The sequence below is a fragment of the Planctobacterium marinum genome (assembly GCF_020687805.1).
GTDB classification, from domain to species: domain Bacteria; phylum Pseudomonadota; class Gammaproteobacteria; order Enterobacterales; family Alteromonadaceae; genus Planctobacterium; species Planctobacterium marinum.
This window is the reverse complement of record NZ_JAJEWQ010000001.1, coordinates 780,832-796,125: the sequence shown is the minus strand read 5'-3', so window position 1 is coordinate 796,125 and position 15,294 is coordinate 780,832. Positions and strand designations below refer to the sequence as shown.

Here is a 15,294-nt window from a genome sequence, read left to right as displayed (position 1 = left end):
CTCCCCGATAACAAGTCTGTTAGCTAAAGTGTGTTCCAAGTTGAGTGTGCTTATTGCCCCGTTAAATTAACGGGGCTTTTTTTATGCCGTATCCGGGCTGTGAGATTAGTATTAAAAGGTTACCGGGGCAAAGCGCTTTCTATATCTGCAATAAAGTCGCTATCTGTGGGTTTCGTATACGACGAATAACTTGTTATTTTTTCACCGGTACTGGTGATCAGATATTTATAAAAATTCCATTTCGGTTCAGTGCCCGTGGCTTTAGACAACTGACGGTAAAGCGGATCCGCATCGTCGCCTTTAACATGCAGTGGCTCAAACATCGGGAATTTTACGCCGTAAGTCAGTTCACATAACTCCGCTGTTTTCGCCTCGTCTTTGTCTTCCTGGTTAAAGTCATGGCTGGGAAATCCCAGTACCACAAAACCCTTGTCTTTATATTGGCTGTACAGTGCTTCTAATCCTTCAAACTGTGGGGTAAAACCACAATAACTGGCTGTGTTGACAATCAAAACGGCTTTGCCACCATATTCGTTACATAAATTTACAGTTTCCTGGCTGTTTAATTTGCGTTTCAGATGCTTGAGTTCAGAAGGGCATTCAGATGCCCATGACGCAGGAATGGAACACAAGGAAAGTATTGCTAACAGAAGGATTCTTTTCATAATTTACTCTTCAACATTGGGATTGTAGCTGTTACTAAAATGACACAGCGAAGGATCAATCGCTATTAACTATTGTCCTGGCCGTGTTTGCAACCTCTACACAATGACGCTTTAATGATTTATTGTCCAGAAACAAAAATAACGATGGAAAAAATATGGTTCCCCGGAAAATTAAGGTCTCTCTGTTAAGTGCCGGGCTGGTCATGCTGACCGCCTGCGCAGCTACCGCGCAAAGTACTGCAACTTCCTCTTCAATGGCAATGCAACCGGTAGATGTCCCGCCGGTTATTGCGCAACTGGCAAATCAGGCTACGCCTAAAGGTATTACCCTGGAAAAAATCATGTCAGATCCCGATTGGCTGGGACGTCAACCCGGTCACTATTACTGGGCGGATGACTCACAATCAGTATTTTATTACCGCAAACGAGAAGGTTCAGTAGTGGATGAGTTGTGGCGACTGGACAGCGGTCAGCCTGACAGTGGCAATGGTGAACTGGTTGGGTTAGCGGAACAGCACCTGGCACCGGATGATGCGGTTTTGTCTCCCGACGGAACCACATTAGCCTGGGTCTACGAAAATAGCGTTTTCAGTAAAAACTTGCAAAGCGGTGAGGTTAAACAGCATACAAGGCAGATGGGGCAGCCTTACAATCCAAAATTCACTCGTCAGGGCAATTTGATTTATGCCGACGCAGGTTCGGTTTATCAGGTGGATCTGCAACAAGGTGGTATTTCACAACTATTAGCCTGGCATTTTGACGATGCACCTGAAGCTCTGGAAGAACCGGAAGATTACATTGCTGAAGAACAAATTAAGTTGATCAGTTACGTGGCCTCTCAACGAGAAAAACGTCAGCAGCAATTTGACTATAAACAACAATTAAAAGCAGAAAACCCGGTTTACAATAATAATGTCTTCTATTTTGACAGTGCCACAGAGCTAGTTGAAGTCAGTGTTTCCCCCGACCTGAGCAAAGCGATTCTGGTGACCAGAGAAGATGTGGAGACACGCTCTGATACCGACATTATGCCAAACTACATAAAAGAAAACGGCCGCATAAAAGCGGAAAGTGTCAGAGCGCGGGTGGCTGATGCAGAGCCGGTTGAGCATGAAATCTGGTTTCTGGATCTAACGACTCAGGAAAAGCATCTGCTGAGTTTTGAAACGTTGGCAGGTTTTGATGAGGATGTTCTGGCCGAAGTTAAAGCGGAAAATGCACAGCGAGATGGCGAAGAATACGAGTCCGAAGCCGTGCCAAGAGCCATCAGTTTAATGCAGGATTGGTACTGGAATCAAAGTGCGATTCAATGGAATGAAACAGGTTCTCAGGTGGCGGTCATGTTAGAAGCCTGGGACAATAAAGACCGTTGGATAGCGACAGTAGATTGGGAAGAACAACAATTCAGGCAGCAACATCGCCTGCACGATGAAGCCTGGGTTAATTATAAGTTCAACAGCTTCGGTTGGTTAAACAACAGCGATACCTTGTTTTATCTGTCGGAAGAAACCGGGTTTGCCAATCTGTACGTCAAACCGCTACAGGGATCGGCAACCAATCTGACACCTGGCGCTTATGAAGTCGATGAGCTTACGTTGACCCGAAACGATGAATATATTTATTTTCAGGCCAATAAAAAACACCCTGGCATTTACGAAATCTATCGGGTTAATCTCAGTTCAGGGGAAATAGCAGCAATAACCGATTTAAATGGGGAGACTTTCTATCAACTAAGCCCGGATGAGTCACGTCTGGTTATTCAACACTCCAAATTAACCTTGCCACCGGAATTATATGTGCTGCCTGCTCAGCCTAATGCAGAGGTTAAACGCCTGACACATACTGTCAGTGAAGAATTTCTGAGTTTTGATTGGGTCGCACCTCAAATTGTTCCGGTGCAATCTGATCACAGCGACAGACCCATTTATTCAAGAGTGTATATGCCCAGTCAGTTGTCATCTGAGCAACAGTATCCGGCGGTTATCTTTAACCACGGTGCCGGATATCTGCAAAATTCTCATCTTGGTTGGTCGGGCTACTTCCGTGAATTTATGTTCCACAGTTTCCTTGTCCAACAAGGGTATATTGTAATGGACATGGATTACCGGGCATCTAAAGGCTATGGCAGAGACTGGCGTACTGCTATTTATCGACAAATGGGGACACCGGAGATTCAGGATTTACAAGATGGTGTCGACTGGCTGGTAGCAAACGCCAGAGTCGATCGTGACCGGGTTGGCACTTATGGTGGTTCTTACGGTGGGTTTATGACCTTTATGGCGTTGTTTACACAACCCGATTTGTTTCAGGCTGGTGCAGCTTTGCGTCCGGTTACAGACTGGGCTCATTACAACACGCCATACACCTCAAATATCTTAAACACACCGGAGGTTGATCCCATCGCATTTGAGCGCAGTTCACCGATATACTTTGCAGAGGGCCTTAAAAAGCCATTGCTAATCAATGCGCCTATGGTGGATAACAATGTGTTCTTCGTGGATGTGGTAAGACTGGTACAGCGCTTAATTGAACTGGAAAAAGAGAATTTTGAAACCGCAATTTACCCCGTAGAGCCTCATGGCTTTAAAGAGCCAAGCTCATGGCTGGATGAATATCGTCGGATCTATAAGTTAATGGAAACCCACGTAAAATAACGCTAGCGAACTTACTCAGGTGTCTTCGGACACCTGAGTGTCTTTTGTTTTTTGCTGTTTGTGCGCTGGTATGACAATGGCGGCAAGAAAGCCTGATAGCGCCCCATAGAGATGGGCATCAACGGCAACATTAGCCTGAATCAGCGACGCAGTGGCAACACTGCCACCATATATTTGCTCCTGCAACAGCTTTATCAGCAAACCCGCCAATAGCAACCATCCGGTCGTATAGCCGCGTTTAATATCCTGTACAACGCCCCAGGCAAACAACCCATGCAGCATGCCTGACAGCCCGACATAATGACTGAGATCGGAAAACCCAAACAAACCCACAGCTGTTCCAAGCGTACAGAGAAACAGTAAGCTCAGACTGTTTGTGTACTGGTAATATTCGCCGTGCAATGCCCACAACAACAGTAACCCGGCGAGATTCAACAGCAAGTGATACAGATTGGTGTGTAAAAAATGGGCACTGAACAAACGCCACCAGGCGCCATCTTTTATGGCATTCAGATCATAATTCAGGCGTGCGTGAAGCACCCCGTCAAAACCATATAAGCAAACCGCCAGTACGCCGCAGCACGCCAATACTAACCAGTGAATGGTTTTAATTGGTAGATGATTGGGTAACAATGACTTTATTAATGACATTATGCTGAAAAAACTCAGTTTGGGATTGCATCGCTGCTATGCAACGTTTATGTTGAAATGAATATGCCACAAAAACAACAGAATTAATATTTGCTATGTCGCTGATTTTGAAAGAAATAAATGAAAAGTGTTTGACCTTAACCTTAAACCGCCCGGAAAAACGCAATGCCCTTAGCGCTGACATGTATAAAGAGTTAGCCGACGAACTCAAAAAACAACAGCAAAATCCGGCAATTAAGTCGGTACTGATAAAAGGTGCGGGAGAGCATTTTACCGCAGGAAATGACCTGGCACAGTTCGCTAAGGTTGAAAGCAAAGCTGAACTGCACTCAACACTGGAATTTATGCAGGCCCTGATGCAGTTTCCCATGCCTGTGGTGGCCCAGGTATCGGGGATGGCTGTGGGGATAGGGACCACCATGTTATTGCATTGTGATTTAGTATACTGTGATACCAGTTGTGTGTTTTCCCTGCCATTTATTAATCTGGCATTAGTGCCTGAATATGCATCCAGTTTGTTATTGCCACAGCTGGCGGGTCACCGTAAAGCCAGTGAATGGTTGCTGTTAGGTGAATCGTTTGGCGCCGAGCAGGCCAGGGAATTTGGGCTGGTAAATGATGTACTGGAACCGGAGCAATTAGCCGCTCATTGCCAAAAAGTGGTCAGCCAGTTAGCTGCAAAACCTTATACCGCACTTAGGCATACTAAAGCCTTAATGAAATCTGCTTCAGATAGCGTAAACTTGCACATCGACAAAGAAATTGAGGTTTTTGTTGAACAACTGAAGTCGGAAGCGGCAAAAGAAGCGTTTAGTGCCTTCCTGGAAAAGCGCAAGCCAGATCCGAAAAAGTATTGTTAGCGCCAGCTCGATTTTATCTGTGTTTTTACTTCTCACGCCAAACCAAGGAATTTGAAAATTGTTAAAACGTATCTTCGCACTCTGTTTTTTGTTTGTTTTCACCAGCAGCGCATTGGCCCAGACGAAAAAAGTAAGAGAAGACGGGGAGCCTGAAGCGGCGACAGGATTCAAAGCAAAGTCCGCCGTTGTTGCTGATAATTACATGGTGGTAGCGGCACATCCTTATGCTTCCTGGGTGGGGAAAAAGATCATTAACGAAGGTGGCAGTGCCATTGATGCCGCGATAGCCATACAGGCAATGCTGACCCTGGTAGAACCGCAATCGTCAGGCTTGGGTGGTGGTGCGTTTATTCTGTACTGGGACAACGAAAATAAACAATTACACACCTTTGATGGACGAGAAACGGCACCCGCAGCAGTAAGCCCCATCATGTTTATGCGAGACAACAAACCTATCCCCTGGAAAGATGCCGTTGTCGGTGGCAGTTCTGTAGGGGTACCCGGGGTTCTGAAAGCACTGGAGACGGCCCATAAAGAATTTGGTGTACTGGAATGGCAACGGTTGTTTTTAGATGCTGCGGCAATCGCGGAAGAGGGGTTTACTGTTACACCGCGGCTGGAAAAACTGGTGGGCCTGAATTTACATCCCGGATTACAGGCATTTACCAATACCAAACTTTACTTCTATCCAGGCGGCTCTGCGATTAAATCAGGCTACAAGCGAACCAACAAAAAACTGGCGCGTACGCTACACGGCATCGCTTTGGAAGGTGCTGACTATTTTTATCAGGGGGAATTGGCAGAACGCATTGCCAAAACGGTACAAACCGCCTCTATACGTCCCGGCCTGCTTACTAAAGAAGATATAGGTAACTACAAGGCTTTAAAGCGTGATGCCATTTGCGGTCATTATAAAAAGTATAAAGTCTGTGGTATGGCGCCGCCTGCATCAGGTGGTATCAGCGTATTGCAAATCCTCAAAATGTTGGAGGGTTTCAAAATGGAACAATTTCAGCCTAATAGCGCCGAAGCCATTCACCTCTTTACTCAGGCCTCAAAACTGGCCTTTGCCGACCGCAACATGTATATCGCCGATACTGCGTTTAGCCGGTTACCCTTTGCTGCTCTGATTAATCAGAGTTATTTAAAACGCCGGGCAGAGCAAATTTCTCCGGATAAAAACATTCGATATGCCCGTGCCGGAACGGCTTATTCTGAGGCATTTTTGAAAATGGGTAATGCCTATGAACTACCCAATACCAGTCATATTTCTATCGTAGATAAGAAAGGCAATGCTGTTTCGATGACCACCAGTATCGAGTTTGCCTTTGGCTCCGGGTTAATGGTCGAAGGATTTTTGCTCAACAACCAATTAACCGACTTTAATTTTGAGCCTTCGAAAGGGGCTTACCGGGTATTAAACCGGGTTGAGCCAGGAAAGCGTCCCAGAAGTTCAATGTCGCCCACTATGGTATTTGATGAAAACGATCAGTTGGTGTTAGCTATCGGATCACCAGGTGGTAGCCGTATTATCAATTATGTGGCGCAAACTTTGATTGCGGTACTGGATTGGGAAATGGATGTACAGCAGGCTATTAATTTACCTAAATTCACTAATCGCAATGATTATACAGCGATAGAAAAAGGCACTGATCTGGAACCGTTGGCAGAAACGCTCAAAGCAAAAGGCCACAGCAAATTAAAAATCATTGATCTGAATAGTGGTTTGCATGGCGTTCAGATTAAGGATGGCAAATTAATCGGTGGTGCCGATCCCAGAAGAGAAGGTATCGCGGTGGGGGGCTAAGCGGCTTATCGCTTAGCGAAACTTATCCGCCATGATTGAATCCACCACCCATTTTCCATCTTCTTTGACCATTTTGACCGTGCGCAGCTCGTCGATAACATTGCCCTGATAGTTGCCGGTGAAAAAGATGGAAACATTCTGTTTGGTAGCATATTCCAAACGACCTACCGAGTCGCCGGCATCAATTTCCATGTACACCTCACCATCGTAGCGAAGATTAATGATGTGACGCGCTACATTGGTGGAGGTATGGTAAGACTTCATTAGTCTTTGCATTCGCGGCGATGCGTGATTCAGCGCTGTCCTGAAATCATTTTTGTTATAGATGCTGTCGAAGAAAATCAGGGCTGACATGTCGGCCGTATTGTTAACTTGCTCACCAGAGGATTTGATCTTTTCGCAGGCGGTCAGGACAAAGATCAGGAATGGAATGAGAACCGCTAGTTTTTTCATATAATGCTTAAATCAACGTAGCTAAATTTAGTCCTCTAGTCTGATTTTTTTTTCGCAAAAAGTAAAGGGAGGTCAACCCTCCCTTTACTAAAACCGTATTAATTCACTGGAATTTAACTTATTGTTCCAGCTCATTTTCTGAAAACAGCCCTGCGAACAGTGGGCTGGACAGATAACGCTCAGAAGAGCTTGGCATGATGACGACGATATTTTTACCTTCGTTTTCCGGTCTGGCAGCAATGCGCTGTGCAGCGACAACCGCAGCTCCGGAAGAAATACCCGCTAAGATACCTTCTTCTTTCATCAGGCGGTGAGCCATGGCGATAGCGTCATCGTTACTGACCTGCTCAACTTCATCAACCAAATCTAAATCCAGGTTGCCCGGAATAAAGCCTGCACCGATACCCTGAATTTTGTGAGGTCCAGGCGTCAGGTCCTGGCCAGCTTTGGCCTGAGTTATCACCGGAGAATCAGTGGGTTCGACCGCAACGCTGGTGATAGCTTTGCCTTTAGTCTTTTTAATGTAGCGACTTACACCTGTGATAGTGCCACCAGTACCCACACCGGCGATAAAGATATCGATATTGCCATCAGTATCTTCCCAAATTTCCGGACCTGTGGTTTTTTCGTGGATTTCCGGGTTGGCCGGGTTATCGAATTGTTGCAGCATGACAAACTTGTCAGGATCTGAGTCAACGATTTCCTGGGCCTTAGCAACGGCGCCTTTCATGCCTTTGGGTGGCTCAGTTAATACGACATTGGCACCAAGTGCTTTTAACAGCTTGCGACGTTCCAGACTCATACTGGCAGGCATAGTCAGGGTAAGCTTATAACCTCTGGATGCGGCAACAAACGCCAACGCAATACCGGTGTTACCGGAAGTAGGTTCAACCAACTCTTTACCTGCTGTCAGTAAACCGCGCTTTTCGGCATCCCAAATCATGTTAGCGCCGATACGGCATTTAACACTGAAGCTGGGGTTTCTGGATTCCATTTTGGCGTACACATTACCTTGCGTAACCCGGTTGAGTTTTACCAGTGGGGTACCACCGATGGATTGGGAATTATCTTCAAAAAACTTCATAATATGTCCTTGAAATACTGGCATTTATATTCTGTCGGTGATTAGGGTTTAAATGACCACCTAATCACAATTAAACACTAGATTAGGCCGATTTACCTAAAACGAAAGTGTATTTTGCTATAACTTATTGTTAAATTTTTTGAAACAAATCCAGATTCATCGAATCACAGTCTATTTTGGAGAAATGATGTCCTTTCAGGGTTCCGATAAATACCTCGCAACAAAAGACCTTCAACTGGCGGTAAACGCCGCTATTACATTGCAAAAACCGCTGCTGATCAAAGGTGAGCCGGGCACAGGTAAAACCGTATTGGCGCAGGAGTTAGCGGATAGCCTGGGCGTTCCCTTGTTACAGTGGCATATTAAATCCACCACCAAAGCGCAACAGGGATTGTATGAGTATGATGCGGTGTCGCGATTACGGGACTCTCAGTTGGGAGATGACAAAGTACACAACGTTGCTAACTATATCGTTAAAGGGAAGCTGTGGCAGGCATTTGAACATGAGCAGCGCCCGGTACTGCTGATTGACGAGATCGATAAAGCCGATATTGAATTTCCCAATGACCTGCTGCTGGAATTAGACCGAATGGAGTTTCATGTTTATGAAACTCAGCAAACCATCAAAGCTACTCAACGCCCGATCGTAATTATTACCTCTAACAATGAAAAAGAACTGCCGGATGCTTTTTTGCGCCGTTGTTTTTTTCATTACATTAGTTTTCCGTCAGAGGATGAAATGCGACAGATTGTGCAACTGCATTATCCGGATCTGAAGAAAAGCTTGCTGAATAGGGCTTTGGAGTCGTTTTTCAGTTTACGTGAAATACCGGGCCTTAAGAAAAAGCCGTCGACTTCGGAGTTGCTGGATTGGTTAAAACTATTAGTGGCAGAAGACATTCCTGAGGACGTATTGCATGAAGCAAATAATAAAAATGCCATTCCACCTCTGTACGGTGCATTGCTGAAGAACGAGCAGGACATTCATTTGTTTGAGAAACTGGCGTTTATGGCGCGACGCTAATGTTAATTCCTTTCTTTTTTAAACTGCGTGAGTATCAGATCCCGGTTTCGCTAAGGGAATTACTGGATCTGCTCAATGCCTTAGATCAAAACCTGGCGTTTGCGGACCTGGAGGATTTTTATCATTTGTCACGACTGTGTATGGTTAAAGATGAATCCCATTTTGACAAATACGACAGGGCCTTTGCTGATTATTTCAAAGGCATCCAGTCCGTCGATTTATTAGGCGACACGATCCCGGAAGAGTGGTTGCGCAAGGAATTTGAACGACTTTTCAGCGAAGAAGAAAAAGCCAAAATTAAAAGTCTGGGCGGCCTGGAAAAATTAATGGAAACGCTGCAGCAGCGATTGCAGGAACAACAAAAACGCCATCAGGGAGGGAACAAATGGATAGGCACGGGAGGAACGTCACCTTTTGGCTCAGGTGGGTACAACCCGGAAGGTGTGCGTATCGGGCAAAATGGCAATGGCCAGTTTTCCGCAGCTAAAGTCTGGGATAAACGCGAGTTTAAAGACCTGGCCAGCGATGTAGAGTTGGGCACCCGAAATGTCAAAGTGGCATTGCGCAAACTGCGCCAATTTGCGCGAAGCGGCGCCAGAGATGAACTGGACTTAGCCGGTACTATTGGGGCAACGGCAAAAAATGCTGGCTACCTGGATATCAAAATGATGCCGGAACGGCATAATGCTATTAAAGTCCTGTTATTTTTTGATGTGGGTGGTTCCATGGATGCACATATCCAGGCTTGCGAAGAATTATTTTCAGCCGCACACGCCGAATTCAAACACCTGGAATTCTTCTATTTTCACAATTGTGTTTACGAAGGGGTTTGGAAGGACAACAGCCGTCGACGTAAAGAGACCATTTCTGTTTGGGATATTATTCATAAATACAGCAGCGAATATAAGGTGATCTTTGTTGGTGATGCCACCATGGGGCCGTATGAAATCACCTATCCTGGCGGTAGCGTAGAACACTGGAATGAAGAGGCCGGGGCGGTATGGATGAACCGTTTATTACAGCACTTTAAACACGCCATCTGGCTGAACCCGCAACCGGAACAATACTGGTCTTACTATGCGTCGGTGAAGATTATGCATGAAATTATGGAACAGAGGATGTATCCGTTAACCCTGACAGGTATCACTAAGGGGATTAAGGAATTATTGTAAATGAACTCGCCTTCGCCAGACAATCATAAGCAACCAGTGGTAGAGGCTCCGGGCCATGAACTCCCGTCTGTTGCAAAAGACAATAAGAACTATATCACCCCATACGCCTTTGCGGTTAGCGCTGAATTATATGGAAAACCGTTGGCCGGGCCGGGTAGGCGAGGATTGGCGATGCTGATTGATGCCGCACTGGTACTGTTGTTAACCCATCTCAGCGATTTTATGCTGTTTGGCTTTATAGGTTGGACGCTGCTGGGGGCAGGGCGGCAATTGGCCAGTAAACCGGGTTACCGTTTTTCCCGAAACGCCCTTAAAGTAATTGGTGGCTTTTGTATGTTTATCTTTGTTGTCGGTTGTTGGGAATATATCGATGATAAACATTTCACGAAAGGACCAGAATATGAGGTTACCCATGTTCCCGGGGATGAGGTTAACCCTGCTGAAATCTCAGAAACAACTCTACCGGCAGAGCCGGAAGAGACCGACTTGAGCAGCGCCGAGTCACGGGATTTGTGGCAGCAAATCGAAGATGAACTGGCGTCAATGGGGATCAACTTTGGTTGGGCTGCGTTTTATTTTAGTGTATTTACCGGATGGTTTTCTGGTCAGACTATTGGTAAAAAAATATGTGGCATCAAGGTGATAAAGCTGGATGGCTCGGACCTGAACTTGTGGGAAGCATTCGGCCGCTACGGTGGCTATACCGCAGGTTTTGCCACCGGGTTGATGGGATTTATTCAGGTGTATTGGGATCCTAACCGACAAGCGATACAGGATAAAATTTCAGGTACACTGGTGGTGGTAAAAGATGCGCCAAAAGTGTGTATCGAAACCAAATTACCCTAAGCTGGCCACAGGGTAATATCTCAGGAGGCAGAAGATTGCATAAAACCGTAGTGATAACAGGAGCTGGTCGGGGGATTGGCGCCGCAACAGCCAAAAAACTGGCTAGTCAGGGTTATGCCGTTGTTGTCAATTATCGTCGCGATGCTAAGAGCGCTGACAAGGTTGCAAAGGATATTGTGGCCGCTGGCGGCAGAGCCATTGCTATTCAGGCGGATGTGTCCCTTGAATCAGACGTTCAGCGCTTGTTCCACCAGGTCAATGCTGAATGGGGGCCAGTCCGTTGCCTGGTAAATAATGCCGGTATGCTGCAAACGCAAATGCCATTACAGGATATGAGTTTCGATCGTTTTCAGGCAACGATGAATACAAATGTATTAAGCGGTTTTTTGTGTTGCAGGGCCTTTATCCGACAGGCTGAAGGCGCAGGTGCAATTGTTAATGTTACTTCGGTTGCCGCCCGTACCGGTGCACCTTTTGAATATGTCGATTACGCCGCATCAAAAGCCGCGATGGATGCCATTACCAAAGGACTGTCGATAGAACTGGCCGCCAGGAATATCAGGGTAAATAGTGTCAGACCTGCTTTTATTTATACCGATATGCACGCTGATGGCGGTGAACCTGAACGGGTCGAACGGTTGATCCCGCAAATTCCATTGCAACGCGGTGGTACACCCGAAGAAGTTGCACATGCCATTGCCTGGTTGTTGTCAGACGAAGCGTCTTATATTACCGGTACGTTTCTGGATTTGGCTGGCGGTAAATAATATTGTCGATTATTTGATAAACTGGCGGTGTATTACCTCCAGGTTTTCCAGGATGGTACTTTTTCCCAGAATATCCAGTTGACTGATGGTGGTTGCCAGTGCTTCGGGAGTCAGTAAACGTTCAAATTTCGCGCTCTGCGCCAGATGACTGATATGCCAGGGTTCGTAAGCAACCCCGCCATTATCCGTCGCGTAGGGGCAATAAAATCCCATAGCTTCAAGGTTGTCATTCATCCAGCGTTTGAGCTGACCACAGGGGCCACCAGGCAGATATTCGTCTGGCACTAATTGCAAAGTTTTACCAGATTCAGCAATACGCGGGGCATCGTAAACATCAATGTCGGTGCCCCAGTGATGTCGGCTGGTGCCCGGCAATGCTGACCAGATTAAAATGGTATCCAGCTTTTCTTTATCCGTCAGTGCACTGGCATCGCAGGGGGTACCGACGCGGTTCAACAATGGTCGTTTACCGGACCACTTTTCGTTCCAGATCAACAATTGCCGTTCTACAGGACGGTAGCTGCTGGCGATATCCAGATTTACCCCGGCATTGTTGGCAGCCTGGCGTAGTTTCAGAAAGTCACTGACAATAGCTTCATGCAAGTAATGCCTGTCGTCTATTTTCACCAGCGGAAGAGATTGCAATATTTCCATCGGGCCTTATTCCACTAATAATTCGGCCAGAATATTCTCATACACCAGTGCTAACTGATCTAAATCAGACATACTGACGCATTCATTCACTTTGTGAATGGTGGCATTAACTGGACCCAGTTCCACCACTTGTGCGCCTGTGGGAGCGATAAAACGACCATCTGATGTACCACCTGCGGTCGACAACTGAGTTTCCCTGCCGGTTACAGATGCAATCGCCTTTTGAGTTGCGGCTACCAAATCACCTGCTGCGGTTAAGAAAGGCTGTCCGTTAAAGGTCCAGTGAATGTCGTAATCCAACTGGTGTTTATCGAATATTTCCCGGGTGCGGGCAATCAGTTTTTGATCGGTAACTTCGGTAGAAAAACGAAAGTTAAAGCACACATCAAGATGACCGGGAATCACATTGCCGGCTCCTGTTCCACCGTGAATATTGGAAATTTGAAAACTGGTAGGAGGGAAGAACTCATTGCCTTCATCCCAAACCGTCGTGCTCAGTTCTGCCAGTGCCGGTGCTGCGAGATGTACCGGATTTTTCGCCAGGTGAGGGTAGGCAACATGACCCTGAACACCTGTTACCGTGAGGTCACCGGTGAGTGATCCTCGACGCCCATTTTTGACTACATCACCGACTTTTTCAGTGCTGGAAGGCTCACCCACCAGACACCAGGTGATCTTTTCGTTTCGCGCTTCCAGAGTATCAATCACTTTTGTGGTGCCGTTAATAAACGGGCCTTCTTCATCGCTGGTAATTAAAAAAGCAATAGAGCCTTTGTGATCAGGGTGTTTTTGTACAAACCGCTCAGTGGCGATCAGCATCGCCGCTAAACTGCCTTTCATGTCGGCTGCGCCACGACCATAAAGTAAATCCCCATCTTCGGTTGCGCTAAAAGGGGGATACTTCCAGTTTTCTTCAGGGCCGGAAGGTACGACATCGGTATGTCCCGCAAAACAAAAAACCGGGCCTTCACTGCCTTTGCGGGCCCACATATTGGTTGTGTCGTGAAACACCATCGATTCTACATCAAACCCCAAAGGCGCTAAGCGCTCTGCCATCATTTTCTGACAATCAGCATCTTCAGGTGTTACAGAGCGACGATTTATCAGATCTTTGGTTAATTCAACTACCGCTGACATCAGGCAAAAACCTCATCCAGTTGCTTTGCAGAAAAGCCTAAAATAAATTCCCCCTGGTGTTCGATAATGGGGCGTTTAATCATGGCCGGATGCTGCACCAATACCTCGGTGACTGTATCGCGGGTTATGGCCGTTTTCGCATCATCACTTAGCTGGCGGTACGTGGTGCCTCTTTTATTGAGTACTTTCTCCCAATCAAGATGCGCTAATACCTTTTCAAGCCAGACAGCATCAATACCGTCAACACGGTAATCGTGAAACCGGAAATCTATTTGTTTTGTCTCCAGATACTTTTTGGTTTTCTTGATGGTGTCGCAATTCTTAATACCGAATACTGTTGTCATTGTTGGTCCTGTGAGTGTCAGGTATGGTTAAATATAGAGATCGAGTAGCACATCTTCATTCGCGATAACCTGGCGGTAATGTGGTCTTATGCCGCTTAGCCTGTTGCTGTTTAATATAGTCACAGCAGCAAGTGAAGATTTAAGGTTATCTTTCATTTTTCGTAAATTAAAATCCAGTAAGGCTTCGCCACGTCGCAATTTTTGCCCCGGCCTGGCATACAAACGAAAGCCATTGCCCATAAGCACTTCGGTTTGCAGTCCCAATTGAATTTGCATCCTGATACCTTGTGCCGACTTAAGGCGTATCATTTCAGCGGTAGGCGGCAGCTGTTCTACGGTGCAGTCAAAGGGCGCCACAACCTGATAGCCACTGAGTTCGATGGCAACACCTTCGCCAAACAGACGCTGCGTGTAGAGCAGGGATGGGAAGTTGTCTAATGTACAGACTTTGCCATTCACCGGAGCAGCAATGGCGATATGCTTTTTGAATTCTACGCTGTCTTCAGAGTCAATTAGTCTTCCCAGAAAAGGCTTCATAAAATAACTTTGTAGCCATCCTTTTCCAGAGCTTCTGCGGCATTATGCAAATCCCGCTCTTTCACCAAAAAATAATCAGTTTCAAAGGTGGATACCACGAAAATACTGATGCGGGCTTTTGCCAGCACATTGCCAATTTGCGCCATAATACCCACCATGGATAATTCCAAAGGGCCTAACACTTCCAGTGCTCGCCAGTCGCCATCAGATTCTTCTGAATCCAGGGAAACCGTTTCGGGTACCACGATAGACAGTTCATCGTTGGTTTTGCCAATAAAAAAAACCGATGCGTTGAATACCTGACGCGGTACTTCTGCATCAGCGGCAAGGCTATGTACAATGAATGTTTGTGGTAGAGTGGCTAGTGTTTGTTTTGGCATAACATGTCCTTTGCGAATCTATCGGAATTGTGCGCAACCTTGCCCCAGAGTTCAAGTAAAGTTTCAGTTGTGCATAACTTCACCACTTTTACTTAGTTATTCACAAAGTCTGTGGGTAACTTTGGGGGCAACCATTGTTTAACTTGTTATGTTGTTGATATTTAATGTTTTTATTGGTTGGTGTGATTTTAAACAATCCACAGGGGCTTTGTTTTATTAGTGAGCAAAGTGCTGATTTTTTGATTCCCAGCAAATGATT

The 15,294-nt window shown here is 46.1% G+C and carries 15 protein-coding genes and 1 pseudogene; 7 read left to right on the top strand and 9 right to left on the bottom strand.

What is annotated here, in order from left to right; all coding sequences use genetic code 11:
• Positions 1–119: 119 nt before the first annotated feature.
• Entirely contained in the window at positions 120–665 is a 546-nt protein-coding gene (locus LJ740_RS03640) for a glutathione peroxidase (protein WP_229527688.1), read from the bottom strand.
• Between the two features lie 155 nt (positions 666–820).
• Between LJ740_RS03640 and LJ740_RS03635 the strand changes: the two genes are divergently transcribed.
• Positions 821–3,319, top strand: a complete 2,499-nt coding sequence (locus LJ740_RS03635) for a S9 family peptidase (protein WP_229527687.1) — start codon at positions 821–823, stop codon at positions 3,317–3,319.
• 15 nt (positions 3,320–3,334) lie between these two features.
• On the opposite strand, the gene rrtA is transcribed toward LJ740_RS03635, so the two are convergent.
• A complete protein-coding gene (gene rrtA / locus LJ740_RS03630; protein ID WP_229527686.1) occupies positions 3,335–3,970 on the bottom strand; it encodes a rhombosortase in 636 nt (211 codons plus the stop codon).
• A 95-nt stretch (positions 3,971–4,065) separates the two neighbouring features.
• Between rrtA and LJ740_RS03625 the strand changes: the two genes are divergently transcribed.
• Positions 4,066–4,830 (top strand): enoyl-CoA hydratase, encoded by a 765-nt coding sequence (locus LJ740_RS03625; RefSeq protein ID WP_229527685.1) that lies wholly within the window; start codon positions 4,066–4,068, stop codon positions 4,828–4,830.
• A gap of 58 nt (positions 4,831–4,888) precedes the next feature.
• The gene (ggt, locus tag LJ740_RS03620; RefSeq protein ID WP_377307036.1) at positions 4,889–6,637 is read left to right on the top strand and encodes a gamma-glutamyltransferase; all 1,749 of its coding nucleotides are present in this window, start codon (positions 4,889–4,891) and stop codon (positions 6,635–6,637) included.
• 12 nt (positions 6,638–6,649) lie between these two features.
• Here ggt and LJ740_RS03615 read toward each other — a convergent pair whose 3' ends face one another.
• Positions 6,650–7,090, bottom strand: a complete 441-nt coding sequence (locus LJ740_RS03615; RefSeq protein ID WP_229527684.1) for a hypothetical protein — start codon at positions 7,088–7,090, stop codon at positions 6,650–6,652.
• 118 nt (positions 7,091–7,208) lie between these two features.
• Positions 7,209–8,174: a cysteine synthase A gene (gene cysK, locus LJ740_RS03610; protein WP_229527683.1), complete on the bottom strand. Its 966-nt coding sequence runs from the start codon at positions 8,172–8,174 to the stop codon at positions 7,209–7,211.
• A gap of 187 nt (positions 8,175–8,361) precedes the next feature.
• On the opposite strand from cysK, the gene LJ740_RS03605 reads away from it, so the two are divergent.
• The 4 genes and pseudogenes from LJ740_RS03605 to LJ740_RS03590 all read left to right on the top strand — a co-directional run bounded on the left by LJ740_RS03605 (position 8,362) and on the right by LJ740_RS03590 (position 11,983).
• Positions 8,362–9,198, top strand: a complete 837-nt coding sequence (locus tag LJ740_RS03605; protein ID WP_229527682.1) for an AAA family ATPase — start codon at positions 8,362–8,364, stop codon at positions 9,196–9,198.
• Positions 9,198–10,370 (top strand): vWA domain-containing protein, encoded by a 1,173-nt coding sequence (locus tag LJ740_RS03600; protein WP_229527681.1) that lies wholly within the window; start codon positions 9,198–9,200, stop codon positions 10,368–10,370. The genes LJ740_RS03605 and LJ740_RS03600 overlap by 1 nt, the downstream gene beginning before the upstream one ends.
• 546 nt (positions 10,371–10,916) lie before the next feature.
• Positions 10,917–11,216, top strand: a pseudogene (locus LJ740_RS23415) (RDD family protein); the annotation flags it as partial.
• 35 nt (positions 11,217–11,251) lie between these two features.
• A complete protein-coding gene (locus LJ740_RS03590; RefSeq protein ID WP_229527679.1) occupies positions 11,252–11,983 on the top strand; it encodes a glucose 1-dehydrogenase in 732 nt (243 codons plus the stop codon).
• A 9-nt stretch (positions 11,984–11,992) separates the two neighbouring features.
• On the opposite strand, the gene LJ740_RS03585 is transcribed toward LJ740_RS03590, so the two are convergent.
• From LJ740_RS03585 to LJ740_RS03565, 5 genes are read right to left on the bottom strand one after another with little or no spacing between them, the layout of a single operon-like run.
• Positions 11,993–12,637, bottom strand: a complete 645-nt coding sequence (locus LJ740_RS03585; protein WP_229527678.1) for a M15 family metallopeptidase — start codon at positions 12,635–12,637, stop codon at positions 11,993–11,995.
• Positions 12,638–12,643: 6 nt separating this feature from the next.
• The gene (dapE, locus tag LJ740_RS03580) at positions 12,644–13,774 is read right to left on the bottom strand and encodes a succinyl-diaminopimelate desuccinylase (RefSeq protein ID WP_229527677.1); all 1,131 of its coding nucleotides are present in this window, start codon (positions 13,772–13,774) and stop codon (positions 12,644–12,646) included.
• Positions 13,774–14,118 carry an ArsC family reductase gene (locus tag LJ740_RS03575; protein ID WP_229527676.1) on the bottom strand — a complete coding sequence of 115 codons (345 nt, stop codon included), beginning with the start codon at positions 14,116–14,118 and terminating at the stop codon, positions 13,774–13,776. The genes dapE and LJ740_RS03575 overlap by 1 nt, the downstream gene beginning before the upstream one ends.
• A 27-nt stretch (positions 14,119–14,145) precedes the next feature.
• Complete coding sequence (locus tag LJ740_RS03570) at positions 14,146–14,655, bottom strand: PTS sugar transporter subunit IIA (RefSeq protein ID WP_229527675.1); 510 nt, start codon at positions 14,653–14,655, stop codon at positions 14,146–14,148.
• A complete protein-coding gene (locus tag LJ740_RS03565; RefSeq protein WP_229527674.1) occupies positions 14,652–15,035 on the bottom strand; it encodes an ACT domain-containing protein in 384 nt (127 codons plus the stop codon). The genes LJ740_RS03570 and LJ740_RS03565 overlap by 4 nt, the downstream gene beginning before the upstream one ends.
• Positions 15,036–15,294: the final 259 nt, after the last annotated feature.

Bases quoted from the DNA above. Each gene is read 5' to 3' on its own strand.
- LJ740_RS03640 (WP_229527688.1), bottom strand. From the start codon at position 665: ATGAAAAGAATCCTTCTGTTAGCAATACTTTCCTTGTGTTCCATTCCT.
- LJ740_RS03635 (WP_229527687.1), top strand. From the start codon at position 821: ATGGTTCCCCGGAAAATTAAGGTCTCTCTGTTAAGTGCCGGGCTGGTC.
- rrtA (WP_229527686.1), bottom strand. From the start codon at position 3,970: ATGTCATTAATAAAGTCATTGTTACCCAATCATCTACCAATTAAAACC.
- LJ740_RS03625 (WP_229527685.1), top strand. From the start codon at position 4,066: ATGTCGCTGATTTTGAAAGAAATAAATGAAAAGTGTTTGACCTTAACC.
- LJ740_RS03615 (WP_229527684.1), bottom strand. From the start codon at position 7,090: ATGAAAAAACTAGCGGTTCTCATTCCATTCCTGATCTTTGTCCTGACC.
- cysK (WP_229527683.1), bottom strand. From the start codon at position 8,174: ATGAAGTTTTTTGAAGATAATTCCCAATCCATCGGTGGTACCCCACTG.
- LJ740_RS03605 (WP_229527682.1), top strand. From the start codon at position 8,362: ATGTCCTTTCAGGGTTCCGATAAATACCTCGCAACAAAAGACCTTCAA.
- LJ740_RS03600 (WP_229527681.1), top strand. From the start codon at position 9,198: ATGTTAATTCCTTTCTTTTTTAAACTGCGTGAGTATCAGATCCCGGTT.
- LJ740_RS03585 (WP_229527678.1), bottom strand. From the start codon at position 12,637: ATGGAAATATTGCAATCTCTTCCGCTGGTGAAAATAGACGACAGGCAT.
- dapE (WP_229527677.1), bottom strand. From the start codon at position 13,774: ATGTCAGCGGTAGTTGAATTAACCAAAGATCTGATAAATCGTCGCTCT.
- LJ740_RS03575 (WP_229527676.1), bottom strand. From the start codon at position 14,118: ATGACAACAGTATTCGGTATTAAGAATTGCGACACCATCAAGAAAACC.
- LJ740_RS03570 (WP_229527675.1), bottom strand. From the start codon at position 14,655: ATGAAGCCTTTTCTGGGAAGACTAATTGACTCTGAAGACAGCGTAGAA.
- LJ740_RS03565 (WP_229527674.1), bottom strand. From the start codon at position 15,035: ATGCCAAAACAAACACTAGCCACTCTACCACAAACATTCATTGTACAT.